22 protein-coding genes and 1 pseudogene are annotated in these 16,327 nt (G+C 40.0%); 21 read left to right on the top strand and 2 right to left on the bottom strand.

Annotation, left to right across the window (positions count from 1 at the left end; translation table 11 throughout):
- Nucleotides 1-29: 29 nt before the first annotated feature.
- A complete protein-coding gene (locus ACWYN3_RS12505) occupies nucleotides 30-257 on the bottom strand; it encodes a hypothetical protein (protein WP_456221441.1) in 228 nt (75 codons plus the stop codon).
- Nucleotides 247-624: a hypothetical protein gene (locus ACWYN3_RS12500; protein WP_456221440.1), complete on the bottom strand. Its 378-nt coding sequence runs from the start codon at nucleotides 622-624 to the stop codon at nucleotides 247-249. Before ACWYN3_RS12500 ends, ACWYN3_RS12505 begins: the two co-directional genes overlap by 11 nt.
- Before the next feature lie 176 nt (nucleotides 625-800).
- Between ACWYN3_RS12500 and ACWYN3_RS12495 the strand changes: the two genes are divergently transcribed.
- From ACWYN3_RS12495 to ACWYN3_RS12395, 21 genes and pseudogenes are all read left to right on the top strand, one after another.
- Nucleotides 801-1,682, top strand: coding sequence for an AraC family transcriptional regulator (locus tag ACWYN3_RS12495; protein ID WP_456221439.1), 882 nt, complete (start codon nucleotides 801-803; stop codon nucleotides 1,680-1,682).
- A 283-nt stretch (nucleotides 1,683-1,965) separates the two neighbouring features.
- Nucleotides 1,966-2,781: a ligand-binding sensor domain-containing protein gene (locus tag ACWYN3_RS12490; protein WP_456221438.1), complete on the top strand. Its 816-nt coding sequence runs from the start codon at nucleotides 1,966-1,968 to the stop codon at nucleotides 2,779-2,781.
- A 1-nt stretch (nucleotide 2,782) separates the two neighbouring features.
- Complete coding sequence (locus ACWYN3_RS12485; RefSeq protein ID WP_456221437.1) at nucleotides 2,783-3,280, top strand: ligand-binding sensor domain-containing protein; 498 nt, start codon at nucleotides 2,783-2,785, stop codon at nucleotides 3,278-3,280.
- A complete protein-coding gene (locus tag ACWYN3_RS12480; RefSeq protein ID WP_456221436.1) occupies nucleotides 3,252-3,938 on the top strand; it encodes a ligand-binding sensor domain-containing protein in 687 nt (228 codons plus the stop codon). Before ACWYN3_RS12485 ends, ACWYN3_RS12480 begins: the two co-directional genes overlap by 29 nt.
- Nucleotides 3,887-4,285, top strand: coding sequence for a triple tyrosine motif-containing protein (locus ACWYN3_RS12475; RefSeq protein ID WP_456221435.1), 399 nt, complete (start codon nucleotides 3,887-3,889; stop codon nucleotides 4,283-4,285). The genes ACWYN3_RS12480 and ACWYN3_RS12475 overlap by 52 nt, the downstream gene beginning before the upstream one ends.
- On the top strand, nucleotides 4,260-5,813 hold the full coding sequence (locus tag ACWYN3_RS12470; RefSeq protein WP_456221434.1) for an ATP-binding response regulator: 1,554 nt from the start codon (nucleotides 4,260-4,262) through the stop codon (nucleotides 5,811-5,813). The genes ACWYN3_RS12475 and ACWYN3_RS12470 overlap by 26 nt, the downstream gene beginning before the upstream one ends.
- Entirely contained in the window at nucleotides 5,791-6,039 is a 249-nt protein-coding gene (locus tag ACWYN3_RS12465; RefSeq protein WP_456221433.1) for a helix-turn-helix transcriptional regulator, read from the top strand. The genes ACWYN3_RS12470 and ACWYN3_RS12465 overlap by 23 nt, the downstream gene beginning before the upstream one ends.
- Nucleotides 6,040-6,285: 246 nt before the next feature.
- Complete coding sequence (locus ACWYN3_RS12460; protein ID WP_456222983.1) at nucleotides 6,286-6,798, top strand: hypothetical protein; 513 nt, start codon at nucleotides 6,286-6,288, stop codon at nucleotides 6,796-6,798.
- The gene (locus ACWYN3_RS12455) at nucleotides 6,780-8,318 is read left to right on the top strand and encodes a TIM-barrel domain-containing protein (protein ID WP_456221432.1); all 1,539 of its coding nucleotides are present in this window, start codon (nucleotides 6,780-6,782) and stop codon (nucleotides 8,316-8,318) included. Before ACWYN3_RS12460 ends, ACWYN3_RS12455 begins: the two co-directional genes overlap by 19 nt.
- 67 nt (nucleotides 8,319-8,385) lie before the next feature.
- Nucleotides 8,386-9,030 (top strand): DUF5110 domain-containing protein, encoded by a 645-nt coding sequence (locus ACWYN3_RS12450; RefSeq protein WP_456221431.1) that lies wholly within the window; start codon nucleotides 8,386-8,388, stop codon nucleotides 9,028-9,030.
- Between the two features lie 41 nt (nucleotides 9,031-9,071).
- On the top strand, nucleotides 9,072-9,512 hold the full coding sequence (locus ACWYN3_RS12445; RefSeq protein WP_456221430.1) for a carboxypeptidase-like regulatory domain-containing protein: 441 nt from the start codon (nucleotides 9,072-9,074) through the stop codon (nucleotides 9,510-9,512).
- Nucleotides 9,469-10,827, top strand: coding sequence for a TonB-dependent receptor plug domain-containing protein (locus ACWYN3_RS12440; RefSeq protein ID WP_456221429.1), 1,359 nt, complete (start codon nucleotides 9,469-9,471; stop codon nucleotides 10,825-10,827). The genes ACWYN3_RS12445 and ACWYN3_RS12440 overlap by 44 nt, the downstream gene beginning before the upstream one ends.
- Nucleotides 10,775-11,329: a hypothetical protein gene (locus ACWYN3_RS12435; protein ID WP_456221428.1), complete on the top strand. Its 555-nt coding sequence runs from the start codon at nucleotides 10,775-10,777 to the stop codon at nucleotides 11,327-11,329. The genes ACWYN3_RS12440 and ACWYN3_RS12435 overlap by 53 nt, the downstream gene beginning before the upstream one ends.
- The gene (locus tag ACWYN3_RS12430; protein ID WP_456221427.1) at nucleotides 11,329-11,904 is read left to right on the top strand and encodes a hypothetical protein; all 576 of its coding nucleotides are present in this window, start codon (nucleotides 11,329-11,331) and stop codon (nucleotides 11,902-11,904) included. Before ACWYN3_RS12435 ends, ACWYN3_RS12430 begins: the two co-directional genes overlap by 1 nt.
- A gap of 74 nt (nucleotides 11,905-11,978) precedes the next feature.
- Nucleotides 11,979-12,200 carry a hypothetical protein gene (locus ACWYN3_RS12425; protein WP_456221426.1) on the top strand — a complete coding sequence of 74 codons (222 nt, stop codon included), beginning with the start codon at nucleotides 11,979-11,981 and terminating at the stop codon, nucleotides 12,198-12,200.
- 34 nt (nucleotides 12,201-12,234) lie between these two features.
- A complete protein-coding gene (locus ACWYN3_RS12420; protein WP_456221425.1) occupies nucleotides 12,235-13,341 on the top strand; it encodes a RagB/SusD family nutrient uptake outer membrane protein in 1,107 nt (368 codons plus the stop codon).
- Between the two features lie 40 nt (nucleotides 13,342-13,381).
- The gene (locus ACWYN3_RS12415) at nucleotides 13,382-13,813 is read left to right on the top strand and encodes a RagB/SusD family nutrient uptake outer membrane protein (RefSeq protein ID WP_456222982.1); all 432 of its coding nucleotides are present in this window, start codon (nucleotides 13,382-13,384) and stop codon (nucleotides 13,811-13,813) included.
- Nucleotides 13,814-13,836: 23 nt separating this feature from the next.
- Complete coding sequence (locus ACWYN3_RS12410; RefSeq protein ID WP_456221424.1) at nucleotides 13,837-14,382, top strand: hypothetical protein; 546 nt, start codon at nucleotides 13,837-13,839, stop codon at nucleotides 14,380-14,382.
- Nucleotides 14,355-14,711, top strand: a complete 357-nt coding sequence (locus ACWYN3_RS12405; RefSeq protein ID WP_456221423.1) for a hypothetical protein — start codon at nucleotides 14,355-14,357, stop codon at nucleotides 14,709-14,711. Before ACWYN3_RS12410 ends, ACWYN3_RS12405 begins: the two co-directional genes overlap by 28 nt.
- Before the next feature lie 100 nt (nucleotides 14,712-14,811).
- Entirely contained in the window at nucleotides 14,812-15,303 is a 492-nt protein-coding gene (locus tag ACWYN3_RS12400; RefSeq protein ID WP_456221422.1) for a BACON domain-containing protein, read from the top strand.
- Nucleotides 15,304-15,321: 18 nt separating this feature from the next.
- Nucleotides 15,322-16,293 (top strand): annotated as a pseudogene (locus tag ACWYN3_RS12395) (glycoside hydrolase family 5 protein); the annotation flags it as partial.
- Nucleotides 16,294-16,327: the final 34 nt, after the last annotated feature.

The raw sequence follows: 16,327 nt of genomic DNA, 5'->3' as shown, positions 1-16,327 counted from the left end.
AGTATAAGACAGATGAAGAATTATTAGATTTATCTAACATTTATTGTTCTGTTAAACACCTGATTTTTAGCTATTATGACAAAAGTTAATTTATTAGCAGGAGCTTTACCAATATCAAATTTCTTAAGCAACTTTGCTGAGTCGTTATAAATATTTGTATAAAGCTGATCGTTGAATTCATCAAAAATGATAACTTCAACTGGATCCTGATTTGTATTATCTAAACTAAGGGTTACTACGCCATTTTTATTTGTCAAAACTGGTTTTGAAGACTTCTTTAATTGAAGGTGTAGAAACTGAAGCTTTATTATTTTTAATGTTGATCGGATATTCAACCCATTTTAAATCTGTTTCTACTTTCATTATATAGTTTCCATCAGGAAAAGCGGTTAAGTTGTAAGTTTTTTCCGTTCCGCCTAATTCCTGACCTTTTTTCTGATATAGGATTTCATTATCTATGCCATAGAAGGTTACGTCCATATCCTCGGTCTTATTTATAGAAAGACGAATGGTTTTTTGTTCTGCATTTTTAACTTTTAATGACAGGTCATCATTATTTGCATAGGTGTTTGCACTAGTAAAAAGGATCATAGCTATCAGGCTAATTTTGAGTAAGTTTTTCATATCAGTAATTTTAAAAGAGTTAGTAACTATTTGATAGGTCTAAGTTATTGACAACCAGCCGGTATAAGTGATTGCATATTTTCCAATATCTATGCTATATTAACATCTGTATGCGTTTTTTTTTTTTTTTAAAAATCACAATAAAGTATATTTTTACTTTATTTGATTGGCAAAATATGAAAGCAGCAAAGCCTGGATATGAAGTAATTGAGTCTTCTTTTGGAAGCTCGTTCTATTATTCTAAATATTTAATGAATTCCAATAACAAGGCTCATGTATGGCATTACCACCAGGAAATTGAAATGGTTTTTGTAAATGGCGGTGCTGGAAAGAGACAAATTGGGAGCCATGTATCTTACTATACTGATGGAGACTTAATATTAATTGGGAGCAATCTCCCACACTGCGGCTTTACGGATTACAATACAGGTAACAAGAATGAAACGGTGATCCAAATGAAACCCGAATTCCTCGGAACCGGATTTTTAGGTTTACAAGAAACAAAATGTATACAAGAGCTTTTTGATAAAGCCAAAGGGGGAATTGCTTTTGGAAATGAAACCAAAAGAGTAGTTGGGAAACAGATAGAAAAAATGGAGAGTTTATTGCCCTTTGAAAGACTTTTAGCGCTACTAGCCATTTTAAAAGAACTTCAAAACTCCACCGATTATAAAATTCTAAATGCGTCTGGATTTTCACTTGAAATGCAAGTTCAGGATAACGATAGAATTAATATGGTTTTCAATTATGTTAAAGATCATTTCAAGACACAGATCAGTTTAGAAAAAATAGCTGCAATGTCAAGTATGACTGTGCCTTCTTTCTGCAGATATTTTAAAAAAATCACCAAAAAAAAATTTACTGCTTTTGTTAATGAGTACCGTGTTGTACACGCTTCAAAACTTTTAGCTGAAAAACCAACTAGTATTGCAAATATCTGTTATGAAAGTGGATTTAATAATTTTAGTCATTTTAATAAGTCATTTAAAGAATTTACTGGGAAAAATGCTTCACAATATAGAAAGGAATTAAATTCAATAATTTATGAAACTATTTAGCTTTTGAAAATCTTAAAGAAAGGGCAATGTTTTTTTAAGATCTGATTGGCTCCGTACTCATATGTGAGGTCCATTTGATTCCAGATTATAACCATTTATAATAGTCATACTGACATTTAATTACCGGAAAAAATGTAATTTTAAATGATCTTGGACCTGGATTGTTTGCCTAAATGACAATTCAGGATAATTACCAGATATAAACTTGATGTTCAACCGGAAAAGATTTCTTACTCTCCTCTGTACCATATTCCCATTTTTATTATTGGCCCAGCAAGAACAAGTGCAGTTTTCTCGCTTAGACCTGTCTGATGGATTATCACATAATCAGGTAAATACCATATGGAAAGATGATTGTGGATTTATGTGGTTTGGAACTTTATCTGGCCTCAATCGCTTTGATGGTTACCAGTTTAAGGTATTTAAACATGATCCAAGAGATCCAGGCTCTATTTCAGATGATTTTGTAACTAATATTTTCGAACTGCCCAATCATAAGCTTTATATAGAAACGAGAAATGAGCCTTGTATCTATGATCCGCTTACCGAGCGTTTTGTTAGAGAGGTAAATGCATATCTAAAGACAATGCATATTCAGACTAAAGCTGTTAGAGGTATACTGAAAGATAATGCAGGTAATTTTTGGTTTAATGCAGGAGAGGAGGGATTATTTAAATATAATATCTCTAATCGTCAGACTGTCCATCTATACTGTGACGGAAAAGAAAATACAAGTCTTGGCAAAACCGGGATTGCCAGCATTCAGAAAGACAATAAAGGAAACATCTGGGTGATACACAAGGATAAAACTATCGAACGGTTGAACAACCAGTCGGCAAAAGTGGAGCAGCGGATCGGTTTGTTCCATCAAAATAAACCCGGACTGTCTAACGATTACCGGATGTTTATAGATCAGAAGGGTGCATTGTGGGTCTATACACTCAATACCCTTGCTGGTATAGATTACTACGATCCCGCAACAGGAAAGAGAAAATTTATTAACAAAGAAACTGGAAGCTTAAACAATAATCTCATTAATTGTATCCTCCAGGATCCAGGTGGCCTGATCTGGATAGCGACAGATCAGATGTGGGATTAATTTGCTGAACGAGAAGGATTTTAGCATCAGATATCTGGTGAATAAGGAAAATGACCCCAAAAGTTTGGGACAAAACAGTATTATGACTCTTTATAAAGATTCATCGGGAATCATGTGGTTAGGTACTTTTAAAAAAGGAATTAGTTTTTACCATGAAAAAATACTTAAGTTCCCGCTTTACAGACATCAGGGGCTTAACCCTGAAGGCTTAACCTATGAGGATATCAACCGTTTTGCAGAAGATGACCGGGGGAATGTCTGGATTGGAACAAATGGGGGCGGTCTTTTCTACTACAACCGGAAGAATGGTAAATTTAAGAGATATCTTCACGATCCTAAAGATCCGAACAGCCTTAGCAATGATATTATTGTTAGTCTGTATATAGATAAAAGTAAGAAGTTATGGATAGGGACCTATTTTGGTGGGTTAAATAGCTTTGATGGGAAGGATTTTAAACATTATAAACATAATGATGAAGACCCTGCAAAGTTTGTCTGACGATAGGGTTTGGGACATTCTGGAAGATCGCAGGGGTAATTTATGGGTGGCTACATTAAGTGGCGGACTGGAGAACCTGAACAGGACTACAGGGACTTTTCTCCACAGGAAAGCAAACCAGCCCAATAGTGTTGCCTCAAATTACATCTCTTGTTTACTGGAAGATTCGGACGGAAATATCTGGATCGGGACATCAGAAGGGGTTAATAAAATGAACGCAGAAGGACGGTTTATTTATTATAAAAATGAACCGGGCATTGAAAACTCACTGATTAATAACATCGTTTACGATTTGATGCAGGATAGTCATGGGTTTATCTGGATTGCAACACGGGATGGCATTAGCAGGTTTAATCCCAAAACCGGGCAGTTTAAAAATTTTGATCGTAAGGATGGACTAACCGAAAGTGCAACGCTGAAGATATTGGAAGACACAGCTGGAAATCTTTGGGTAAGCACGGCCAATGGCTTGTTTAATATCCTGGTCACTAAAATAGCAAAAGCAAAACAGATTTCACCTATACTTTTAGAAAATATGATGCCCAGGACGGACTGCAGGGAAGCGCATTTAATGCCAATGCAGGATATAAAACCCGCGCAGGAGAATTGCTGTTCGGCGGTGCCAATGGTTTTAATCTTTTTCAACCAAAGAGTATAAAAAATGATCAAAGTAAACCAGTGATTGTCCTTTCTGATTTGCTGCTTGCCAACCGAAGTGTAGACATTGGTGGGAAAATAGATGGAAATATTCTGCTGAATCAAGCAATAGGTTTCACAAAAGAAATCAGGTTGAACTATCGCCAAAATGGCGTTACATTATCTTTTGCTGCACTAAACTATTTTAACCCCAAAAAGATCCGGTATAAATATAGGCTTGAAGGCTTTGACAAGCATTGGCAGGAGCCGCAAAATGATAACCGGAGTGCAACCTACACCAATATAGACCCCGGTGAATATGTTTTCAAAGTAAGGTCTACAGATGGATCCGGAAATTGGGGTGGATAATGAAACTCAACTGAAAATTAAGATTCTTCCGCCATTTTGGAGAACAAAAGCAGCTTATATAATATACATGCTGGCTGCGGGTGGGACCCTCTTGTTGATCAGGAAAAGGGGTATTCAGCGCATCAGGAAAGAGTTTGTTTTAGAACAGGAACGTCAGCAGGCCAAAAGAATGCATGATCTGGATTTGATGAAGATCAAATTTCTGACTAATGTCAGCCATGAGTTCAGGACACCTTTATCCCTCATTATTACGCCTCTTGATAAAATAATCAAACAAGCCAAATCCTCTGAGCGGCCGCAGCTTCAAATGATTCAGCGGAATGGCAAGAGATTGTTGAACCTCGTTAACCAGCTGTTAGACTTCCGGAAAATGGAAGAACAAGAATTGAAATTACATCCGAAAACCGGCAATATCATACAATTTATTAAGGAGTTATCCCATTCGTTTAGTGATGTGGCAGACCGGAAAAATATATCTCTTCAATTTGAGGCTGGACCAAAAGCACCTGACAACCTCTTTTTTGACCATGATAAGGTAGAACGGATACTTTTTAACCTGCTTTCCAATGCTTTTAAGTTTACTGGTGAAGGGGGAAAGATTTCTATTAAACTGGAAGTCCAGACTTACCAGAAAGGAATGGTTAAGTTACTGCTTATAGTAAGCGACAATGGGATCGGAATTCCAGACGACAAGCAGGAAAAGATTTTTGAACGCTTCTTTCATTCAGATGTTCCTGATTCTATGGTCAACCAGGGAAGCGGAATAGGTCTGTCCATCACTAAGGAGTTTGTTAGGCTGCAGGGTGGAACGATTCATGTCCAAAGTGTTCTGAATGAAGGAAGTACTTTTACAGTAACCTTTTTCCTGCTCGTAGAAGAAACAGAAAAAAATATTTCGGCAGAAAGTCAGCTGATACAAATTACGGCTCTGCAGGAAAGGCTCGCAGCTGACCCTGGTTTTATCGGAGAAAAGAAGAAGCCAGTCTTGATGCTGCTGATCGAGGACAATGAAGATTTTCGTTTTTATCTGAAAGATAATTTGAAAGAACATTATCAGATTACGGAAGTAGACAATGGACTGGAGGGATGGAAGAAAGTCTTGTCATCGCATCCTGATCTGATTGTGACCGATATTAGCATGCCGGGAATGAATGGAGTAGATCTATGTAAAAAAATTAAATCTGACAAACGCACGGCACACATTCCAGTGATCCTGTTAACGGCAATGGCTACAGAAAACCAACAAATTACAGGTCTGGAAGCAGGTGCCAGTGATTATATTACCAAACCTTTTAATTTTGAAATCCTGCGATCTAAAATCCGTAACCTTTTGCAGCAACAGGCCATTTCCAAAAAAACCTATAAAAAACAGGTAGAGTTTAAGCCTCTGGAAACCGAGATAGAATCTGTTGATGATAAATTTATCAGGCAATTGTCTCTCCATCTGGAAAAGCATCTGTCAGATACTACTTATAGTGTAGATCAGCTTAGTGCAAAATCTCAATATGAGCAGGGTAGGGTTGTATAAAAAGATCCTTTCCCTAACTGGCAAGTCCCCGATTGAATACATCAGAAGTTATAGGTTGCAGAAGGCAAAGCCTCTGCTGCTGAAATCTCAACTTCCTGTTGCAGAAGTTGCCTATGAGGTAGGCTTCAGTAATCCCAAGTATTTTAGCCGGTACTTCAAACTAGAATTTGGAATACTTCCCTCTGCTTACGCAGCGTTCAGGGAACATGGAGAACAGTTGGAATGAATTTAATAGCCAAAAAGCCATTTCTGTTAACATTTTAATACCAAATTGTTATCATTTGAATACCCTTTCATTTTTTGTTTACAGATATTTTTAGGTATTCAAACAACCAAATATAACTGTATTTATTTCTATGCGTAAAATCGGGGTCAGCTCAGCAGCCTTTATCTGTGGTATTCTATTATCTGTTAATGTGCTTGCTCAGACAAGCGACAGTAACTATGTTAAAATTCCTACGGGAATTGAAAAATCACGATCCATCATTCCAATTCAGGCGTAAAAAAGATCCGCCTTCAACCTGTATCTGATCAGATCATTCATGTTACCGAAATTTCGGATCATGATTTTGGTATAGATAACAGCCTTATGGCTATTAAGCAAAATAACCCTGATCTTAAATTCTCCGTAAAGGAAACAGAAAAAGGCGTTATCCTGACCACTGCAACATTAAGCGTGGAAACTTCTCTTGAAACTGGCTTGCTGACCTACTATACCATTCAGGGCGATCTCTTACTGGCACAAAGTAAAAAGACTGTTGTTTCTTTGGTGCCCAAAGTATTTAGCGGAGAACCATGTTATCAAGTAACACAGTTGTTTGATGCACAGAAAGATGAAGCTTATTATGGCTTAGGCCAGCATCAGCAAGGGGTAATGAATTACAGGGGGCGCAGGGTAGATTTAGTCCAGTACAACACGGATATTGCCGTTCCATTCTTCTTGTCTAACAAAGGATATGGGGTATTATGGATAATTATTCGATAACCCGTGCCGGAGATCTGAGAGATTATGAACCATTGAGTGCTTTAAAACTCCTTTCCAAAAACAATGAAGAGGGCTGGCTGACTGCTAGTTATGCCAAACGGGAAAACCCCTCAACCATTCTGTTTAGCCGACCGGTTTCAGAAATATCGATGAACTGGTTAACAGATCAGCATAAATTTCCTGATGCAATTAAGCCTGCAGAGGCGGTGGTAAATTATGAAGGCAGTGTAGAGAGTGGTTTATCCGGATTGTATCAGCTGCAGTTAAAATATGCAGGGTATATAAAAGTATGGTTTGATGATAAGCTCATTGCGGATTATTGGAGACAGGCATGGAATCCGGGCGTAGCTACGCTGGACCTGAGCCTGGAAAAGAATAAAAAGGTGAAAATAAGAATAGAATGGACACCGGATGGTGGTGAATCTTATTTGGGGCTTATGTGTTTGCCGCCAATTCCGGAAGAACTGAAAAATACCTTTGGTTTGATGTCAGAATCCGGACGCTGTGTAAACTATTATTTTATTCAGGGTGACCATGCTGATCAGGTCATCAGCGGTTACCGGACTGTTACGGGAAAGGCAGTTTTAATGCCAAAGTGGGCGATGGGTTTTTGGCAAAGCAGAGAGCGGTATAAAACCAAGGATGATATTTTAACCACTGTGAAGACTTTCCGGGATCTTCGGATTCCGCTGGACAACATTGTACTGGATTGGTCTTACTGGAAGGAACCGGAGTGGGGAAGTCAGCAATTTGATCCTGCCCGCTTCCCGGCGCCGGAAAAAATGATCAGTGAACTTCACAGACAGCATGTAAACCTGATGATATCTGTTTGGCCAAAGTTTAATAAAGGGTTTGACGTTTACGATGATTTCAATAAGAATAATTTTCTGTATAAACGGAATATTGAGGATGGAAGACGGGATTGGATAGGGAAAGGGTATTCAAATACCTTTTATGACGCATTTAACCCTACTGCCAGAAAGGCTTTCTGGAACCTGATGAATAAAAGGCTTTATACTAAAGGGATAGATGCCTGGTGGATGGATGCCACAGAACCTGATATGCATTCGAACTTACCAGTGGAGATTCGGAAAGAATTAATGAATCCCACTTATGAAGGATCTTCTACCACTTACTTCAATGCTTTTCCTCTGGTGAATGCAAAGGGTGTATATGAAGGTCAGCGTAAAGAAAACCCGGTGAACAGGGTATTTATTCTCACCCGATCGGCTTATGCAGGCCTGCAGCGTTATGCAGCGGCAGCATGGAGTGGTGATATTGCTTCCAGATGGGAAGACATGAAAACACAAATCAGTGCAGGTGTTAACTTTTCCCTTTCCGGAATGCCTTACTGGACGATGGATATTGGTGGTTTTTCTGTAGAAAAACGATATGAACAACCAAAAGATGAAGATCAGGAGGAATGGAGGGAACTGAATACCCGCTGGTATCAGTTTGGGGCCTTTGTTCCATTATTCAGGGTTCACACAGTACCCGTTCCCCTTCCGGGAGATCTATAACATTGCACCGAAAGATCATCCTGCTTACAAAAGTATGTTGTATTATAATAAGTTACGGTACAGGTTAATGCCTTATATCTATTCTCTGGCAGGAAAAAGCTACACAGAGGATTATACAATCATGCGTGGTCTGGTGATGGATTTTCCGGCAGATCATAAAGCATCTGATTTAAATGATGCTTATCTGTTTGGGCCATCTTTGCTGATTAATCCGGTATCAGGTTATAAAGACAGGACCCGTAAGGTTTACCTGCCTTCTGGACAGGGGTGGTATGACTTATACAGTGGTAAATATTTTACCGGAGGACAGGATGTTCAGGTGGATGCCCCTTATGAGACAATCCCTGTTTTTGTAAAAGAAGGTTCTATACTTCCAACTGGTCCTGAAATGCAGTATACTTCAGAAAAGCCGGCAGATCCACTCACCTTATTTGTGTATACAGGAAAAGATGCTTCGTTTTCCCTTTATGAAGATGAAGGCACAAATTATAACTATGAAAAGGGTGCCTTCAGTACCATTATATTCAATTATAAAGAAAATACCGGAACGCTAACGGTTGAGGATCGAAAAGGAAGTTTTACCGGAATGTTAAAAACGCGAACGATAAACGTGATTTTTATCACCCCTAAATCGGGAAAGGAACTCCGTTTTGACCTTAAACCAGACCATACTTTTAAATACTCCGGTAAAAAAATGAGTATTAAACAGTAACAAAACCAAATATATAATGAATTCAAATTTTACTAAATCTTATGAACGGGATGAAAAAGAGTAATTGTATGAAAAGAGATGGCATCTTTTTGCTGGTGTTTCTCTCTTTGCTGACCATTAGCCAGAATTTATTTGCGCAGGAGCGTCAGCTATCGGGGAAAGTTACAGGTGCATCTGACGGGCAACCGATACCTGGTGCTGTAGTTCAGATTAAAAATAAAACCAGTAAAACGGGGACAAATAACGATGGCCTATTTGCCATTGCTGCTGAAACAGGTGATATTCTCCGTGTCAGTTTTGTAGGGTACCAGACTAAGGAAGTACTAGTTGGTACAGCAAAAACAATCCAGATCAACCTGGTAGAAGAGGATAAAAACCTCGAAGAAGTTGTTGTAGTAGGTTATGGAGTACAACGAAAAAAAAATTACGGGTGCATCAGTGCAATTAAAAGGAGATGCCCTGCAGTCGCAAAGCAGTCCTAATCCATTACAGGCTATGCAGGGGCAAACCCCGGGTGTACAAATTACCTCTTCTACGGGGCAACCTGGTGGAAATGTCAAAGTTGTGATCCGGGGCCTCGGAACAACTGGTGATGCAAGTCCGCTTTATGTGGTAGATGGTGTTCTTACCGGAGATATTTCTTATCTGAACTCAGCTGATATAGAATCTGTGGACGTTCTTAAAGATGCTGCTTCAGCAGCCATTTATGGTTCACAGGCAGCAAATGGTGTGGTATTGATTACCACAAGGACCGGAAAAAAAGGACAGCCGGGACAGCTTACTTTTGATGCCTATGCAGGCGTGCAGGATGTCGCCAACAAGGCGAAATTATTGGATTCCAAAGAATATGCTTCCATCATGAATGAAGCAGCCATCAACAGTGGTAAACAACCAATATTTACCAATAGCCAAATTGCAGCCCTTGGAACAGGCACCAATTGGATTAACCAGATGCTGGTCAGCAATGCGTTAACGCAGAATTATTCCCTTGGTGCATCAGGAGCTTCAGAAGCATCAGTTTATTCTTTGGGTATGTCTTACACCGGTCAGGAGGGGGTAGTTGGAGGTAAAGATCTATCTAACTATAAAAGATACAGCTTCAGAATCAACTCTGAACATAATTTTTACAAAGATATTCTTAAGATCGGGCAGCACCTCACCTATACAAATACAAAAAATAATGGGGTTGCTGTAGGCAATCTATATAACAACACGCTGAGAGGTGCTTTTAATACCAGTCCTTTTGTACCTGTTTATGATGCAGATGGTAATTTTTACGATAACAGCAAATCAACCTGGAATAATGGAGAAGCCAATCCCTATGCGCTTATGGTCTACAATAATCAGAACAGAGCAAATACTGAGCGGTTACTAGGCGATGTTTATTTGTTGTTGAAGCCTATGAAAGGTTTAACCTTTAAAACAAGTCTGGGGATGGATTATAGCGCTTATGATTATCATTCCTTTCAGCCAATTTATAATTTGTCGATTTATGCTTATACCACTACAACAAAAGCCAGTCAAACCATGAACAGCGGAAAGTCCCTGATCTGGGATAACTTGCTGACTTATAACTTTAAGGTAAAAGAAAACCATAATTTTGAAATCCTTGGTGGGATGTCAGCCTATAAGGCAGATGGAAAAACGTTATTCGGTACCAACACCAACCTGATTTTTGATGACCTTGACCATGCCTGGTTAAGTAATGCGACCAATAAGAACAGTACAGGGATTACCATCGGTGGTGGGCCGAACGAACGATCCCGATCGCCGTGTGTCTTATTTCGGAAGGCTTAATTATAATTATAAGGAAACTTATTTGCTGAATGCCACGTTTCGTGCAGATGGTTCGTCCAGATTTTCTTCCCAAAATCAATGGGGCTATTTCCCCTCTGTTTCTGCAGGCTGGGTAGCTACAAATGAAGATTTTCTTAAAGATCAGAAAGACTGGCTTGATTTCCTGAAGGTACGTGCCAGCTGGGGACAGGTTGGCAATCAAAATGTTCTTGCTTTTCAGTATCTGGCGCCGATTACACTCACTAATGTGAATTATATTTTTGGCGATAAAGAGGGCGTGAATACGCCAGGGGCTTATCCAAGCAGATTGAGTAATCTAGGGCTGAAATGGGAAACTTCGGAACAGGCAGACCTGGGATTTGATGCAACTTTCCTAAAAGGAAAACTTGCAGTAACTTTTGACTGGTACAACAAAAAGACCAAAAAAAACTGGCTGATCGCTGCCCCTATATTGGCTACCGCAGGCGCGCAGATGCACCTTTCATTAATGGTGGTGATGTAGTGAATAAAGGCTTTGAGCTGGCCTTAAATTACAAAAGCAATATTGGAGAATTTGGATATAATATAGGGGTAAATGGTGCCTACAATAAAAATAAAGTAGGTAAAATACCTACAGCCGATGGCATCATCCATGGTGCAGCGGCTCAACTTTACGACAATTCAGGAGAGTTTTATCGTGCACAGGATGGCTTCCCAATTGGTTATTTCTGGGGATTGAAAACAAATGGTATTTTTCAGAATGAGGCAGAAGTTAATAGTTACCGTGCCTCTAGCGGAAAAGTTATCCAGCCAACTGCTCAGCCCGGTGATGCCAGATTTGTAGATATCAATAATGACGGTGTAATCGATGATAAAGACAGAATCCAGATTGGAAAGCCTAATCCTGATTATACCTTTGGAATTACGTTGGGTGCTGTTTACCGGGGTTTTGATTTTTCTCTTGTGGCATCTGGCGTTACTGGAAATGATGATATGTACAATCTTACAGAGGCCAATCTAGTCAATATGGAAATTATACAACCGCTGTCCTGGACCGCTGGCACGGTGAAGGTTCTTCTACAACAAGGCCAAGAGTAACCGACGACAACCGAAACTATACTACTTTTTCTGACCTGTACATTCAGAAGGGAGATTACCTGAGGATCAATACAGTGACGCTTGGGTATGATCTAAGCCGGGTAATTAAAAAAAACTTCCTTAAAAAAGTAAGGGTATACGCTAGTGCACTAAACCTTTACACTTTCACTAAATACGATGGAATGGATCCTGAAATAGGTTACGGGAGCGATACAGACAAATTCGCTTCTGGTGTTGATGTAGGGTATTACCCTAGGCCAAGAACCTTTCTCTTTGGGGCAAACATCAAATTATAACCTATAGAACGCGAGATATGAAAACGATAAAAATATGCATATTGGTCACTCTGCTGCTGCTGGCAACAGGGGCCTGCAAAAAAAGCTATTTAGATGTACAGCGATTACGACGGTAACAGATGCTAATTTCTATAAAACACCTGCCGATGGCTATAAGGCATTAGTGGGCTGCTATGATGGTTTACAGATCATCTGGTCTGGTGGTGTTTCTCTCCCTGTGGCGGCTAATGTTTTATCTGATGACTGCTTTGGCGGCACAGGAAACTCAGATGGCTACGGGTATCAGCTGCTGGATGAGTTTGATAAATCCCGGTCCCCTTCGGATCAGAATATTTTTGGACAAAACTGGTCCTTATACTATAAGGCGATCTATCGGTGTAACGTATTCCTAAGTAAAATTAACCAGATCGACTGGGGAAGCAATACTGACTTAAAAAAAACCTATGAAGGGGAAACCAGGTACATTCGTGCCTATTTATACTTTGATATGATGCGTTTATGGGGCCACATTCCTTTGTTAACCGAACCATCAGCAGAAAACCTGCCACAGTCGGATCCAGATGCGGTATATAAAGTGATTGCAAGTGATTTAAAATTCGCAGCTGCTAATATTCCTGCTGTGCCCTATGCGGCTCAAAATGTTGCAAATCGCGGCCGGGTAACCAAATATGCTGCTGAAGCATTATTAGCCAGGGTATTTCTCTTTTATACAGGATATTATACTAAATCAGACTTGGTTGGTGTTGCAGATAAAGCTGCTGTTTTAACCGGATTGGAAGATGTGATCAATACCGGGGGTTATAATCTGATAGATAAGTATGCAAATCTATGGCCAGCTGCTTCGCAGGATGCTTATGTGGGGGAGGACAATATGGAAACCATATTCGCAATCAAATATACCTATACGAGCGATTATAGTGGAAACATTGATGGAAATTACTGGATGGTCATGTTAGGTATGCGGGAACAATCCATTTTTCCATATGGAAATGGGTGGGGCGGTGCAACTGTAAACCCTAAACTCTGGAATACTTTTGATGCAAATGATACACGAAAAGTAGCTTCTGTGATTTCTATCCCAGATGAGAAGCTCAATTTTCCAATCAAAGTAAACAGCGTGAATATACTGGGTACTATGTGAAAAAATATAGCCCAATGATAGATAAAAAAAATGTGTTCCGCTGCCAGTAGTAAACGGGAATCCTGATTTTCAGATCGGACAGTTCCAGGATTATGTATCCATCCGTTATGCAGATGTATTGCTGATGGCAGCTGAACTTGGCAGTGCCAGTGCCCAAACCTATTTTGATAAAGTCAGAAAACGCGCCTACCAGGATAATTTCGTTTCTGTTCCCGTAACCAAGGACAACATAATGAAGGAGAGGCGATTGGAGTTTGCTTTTGAGGGATTGCGGTTTTACGATCTTCTTCGCCAGGGCGTAGCTGTGGCTGCACAGCAGATTGCAGAAACGACGACGGTCTTAAATGGAGGCACAAGTACGGTGAAAACCATTTCTGCGGGAAAAATTATTGAAACACAAGGATTGCAGCAGATTCCAAATACGCAAATCACACTTTCTAATGGAACACTAAAACAAAATGCAGGCTGGTAATCTAACATTTAAAAATTGTAAAAATGAAACATATTATAAAAACACTGCTATTGCTCATCTTTCCGGTTGTTGGAATATTGTCCTGTAAGAAAGATCAGCATACTTTGGGCAGGACCCTGGATAAGTCAGAAATTAAATATCAGGTTTCTCAGGATTTTGCCGCCGATCCGGGGGGAAATACGGTGATTATGAGAAACCTGACCCCAGAGACAATCTCTATGTGGGATTATGGTACCGGGACCTCCAGACGGATGACTGATACTGTTCATTTTGCATTTCAGGGCAGTTACACCATCAAGTTCTCGGCTGTTACAGCTGGTGGAGTCGTGAAGATGGATTCTGTGATCGTGAACGTAACCAGGGAGAACCTGAGTTATGTGACCGACCAAATGTGGTTTGATATTTCCGGTGGCCCTGGGAAAAAGAAATCCTGGGTACTGGATACTGATGGTAAATTTTTCCTGGGACCACTTACCTATTTTGACCCCCAAATTTTAATACGATTTGGTGGGATGCCGGACAGGGTATTTATCCTGGTAATATGGCTAAAGGGGATTATGGTGTTATGACCTTCAGCCTGATTGGTGGCCCTGGCTTTAATGCGGTGAAGCCCATGGAAGGTGGTATTACACAAAATGGCACCTATTCACTGGACCCGGCAAAGAAAAGGCTAGTCGTTACGGGAGGGACCATTTTAAGAGGGTATAAGCCAGCTAAAAATGGAATAACAGGTGTAAACTGGGACTATTATGAGATCATTTCTCTCACGGCCAATACCTTGAGGCTCGGTGTTTACCGGAACAAAGATGTTGATGGAGAAGGAAATGCATTGCTGGTCTATAATTTTATTTCTAAAGATTATTCCGATAGTTATGTTCCACCAGTTACCGCTAAATAATAACGCTGATGATCAATAAAAAGATCATCATTCCCTCCTGATCAAAGTAGGTCTGTTCAGTGGTGGGGTTTATAATTTAAAACATTAATAAAATAAACTAATGGAACATTTCGGAAACATAAAAATTAAAGGACAGCGGTCAATCTTAGTATTACTGTTGCTTACAATGCTAACCGCATTTTGTAAAAAGAAGGAAGAAATTCAACCGCAACTCAGCGTTTCTAAATCTGAAGTTGTTTTTCAGCCAGAAGGAGGTATCTCAAGTATAACCGTTACCAGTAGTAGTAAATGGAGCATTAGTAGCCCTGGTGCTGCATGGCTACAGTTCAACCAAACAACAGGAAATGAGGGAGCTAAAGATCTTCAGGTAACCGCAGTATCTAATAGTAGCGGTGCTTCCCGTTCTGTTACACTGGTTGTTACATCAGAAAACGGCCAGACCAGACGGGTAACGCTTTCGCAAGTAAGTGCTCTGTATCCATCATATAATACATCGCCCAAGGCACCGGATCAAACAGGTATGAGCAACACGGCTGTTCAACTGGCTGCTAAAATGAATTTGGGATGGAATATCGGTAATACAATGGAATAATCGCCAGGTGGCGAAAGTGGCTGGGGTAATCCTCAAATTACCGAATCGTATGTGAAATTTTTAAAACAGACAGGTTTTAATGCTGTACGGCTTCCATGTGCCTGGGATTGGCATCACTTAAGTGACCGGCCAAATGCGAAAATTGACCCTGCGTGGCTTAACAGAGTGAGAGAGGTGGTCCAATATTGTGCAAACAATGATATGTATGTGTTGCTCAATATCCACTGGGACGGTGGTTGGTTGGATTATAATATCAATCAGCTTAAGAAAGACTCGGTTAATGCCAAGCAAAAAGCGCTTTGGGAACAGATCGCTACAACGATGAGGGATTTTGACGAGCATCTCATGTTTGCCAGTGCTAATGAACCTCCAGCGGAAAATGCTGAACAGATGGAAATACTCAATAGCTATCATCAAACATTTATCAATGCAGTTCGCTCAACAGGGGGCAGGAACAGTTACCGGGTGCTGGTTGTTCAGGGGCCAGGGACTGATGTCGATAAAACTAACAACCTGATGAATACTCTTCCAACAGATCAGGTTCCCAATCGCATGATGGTTGAAGTGCATAATTATACCCCTTTTCAATTTACACAATTAGAGCAAGATGCAACCTGGGGTAAGATGTTTTACTATTGGGGGGCAGGGCACCACTCTACTATTCAATCCGACCGTAATGCAAGCTGGGGAGAAGAAAGTGAGCAATTGAGAATGTTTGGCTTAATGAAATCTAAATTTATAGATAAAGGGATTCCTGTGATAATGGGTGAGTATAGCGCGTCCAGAAGGGGGAATTCCAATAATGTTCCTTTAGATCTGGCAGCACATAATGCTGCTGTAGATTATTGGAATACTTATGTAACCAAACAAGCTATTCAATTTGGCCTTAAGCCTTTCTTTTGGGATACTGGTAGCACCTTAGACCGCAGAAACAATAAGGTGCTTGATCAGCGCACCATAGATGCCCTGATTGCGGGCTCTAAAAAATAAGAAGACGATGAGATAAATGGGTAATCACAAGTGC

The organism is Pedobacter sp. NJ-S-72, from assembly GCF_053890575.1.
This window is presented reverse-complemented; position numbering and strand designations above follow the sequence as displayed.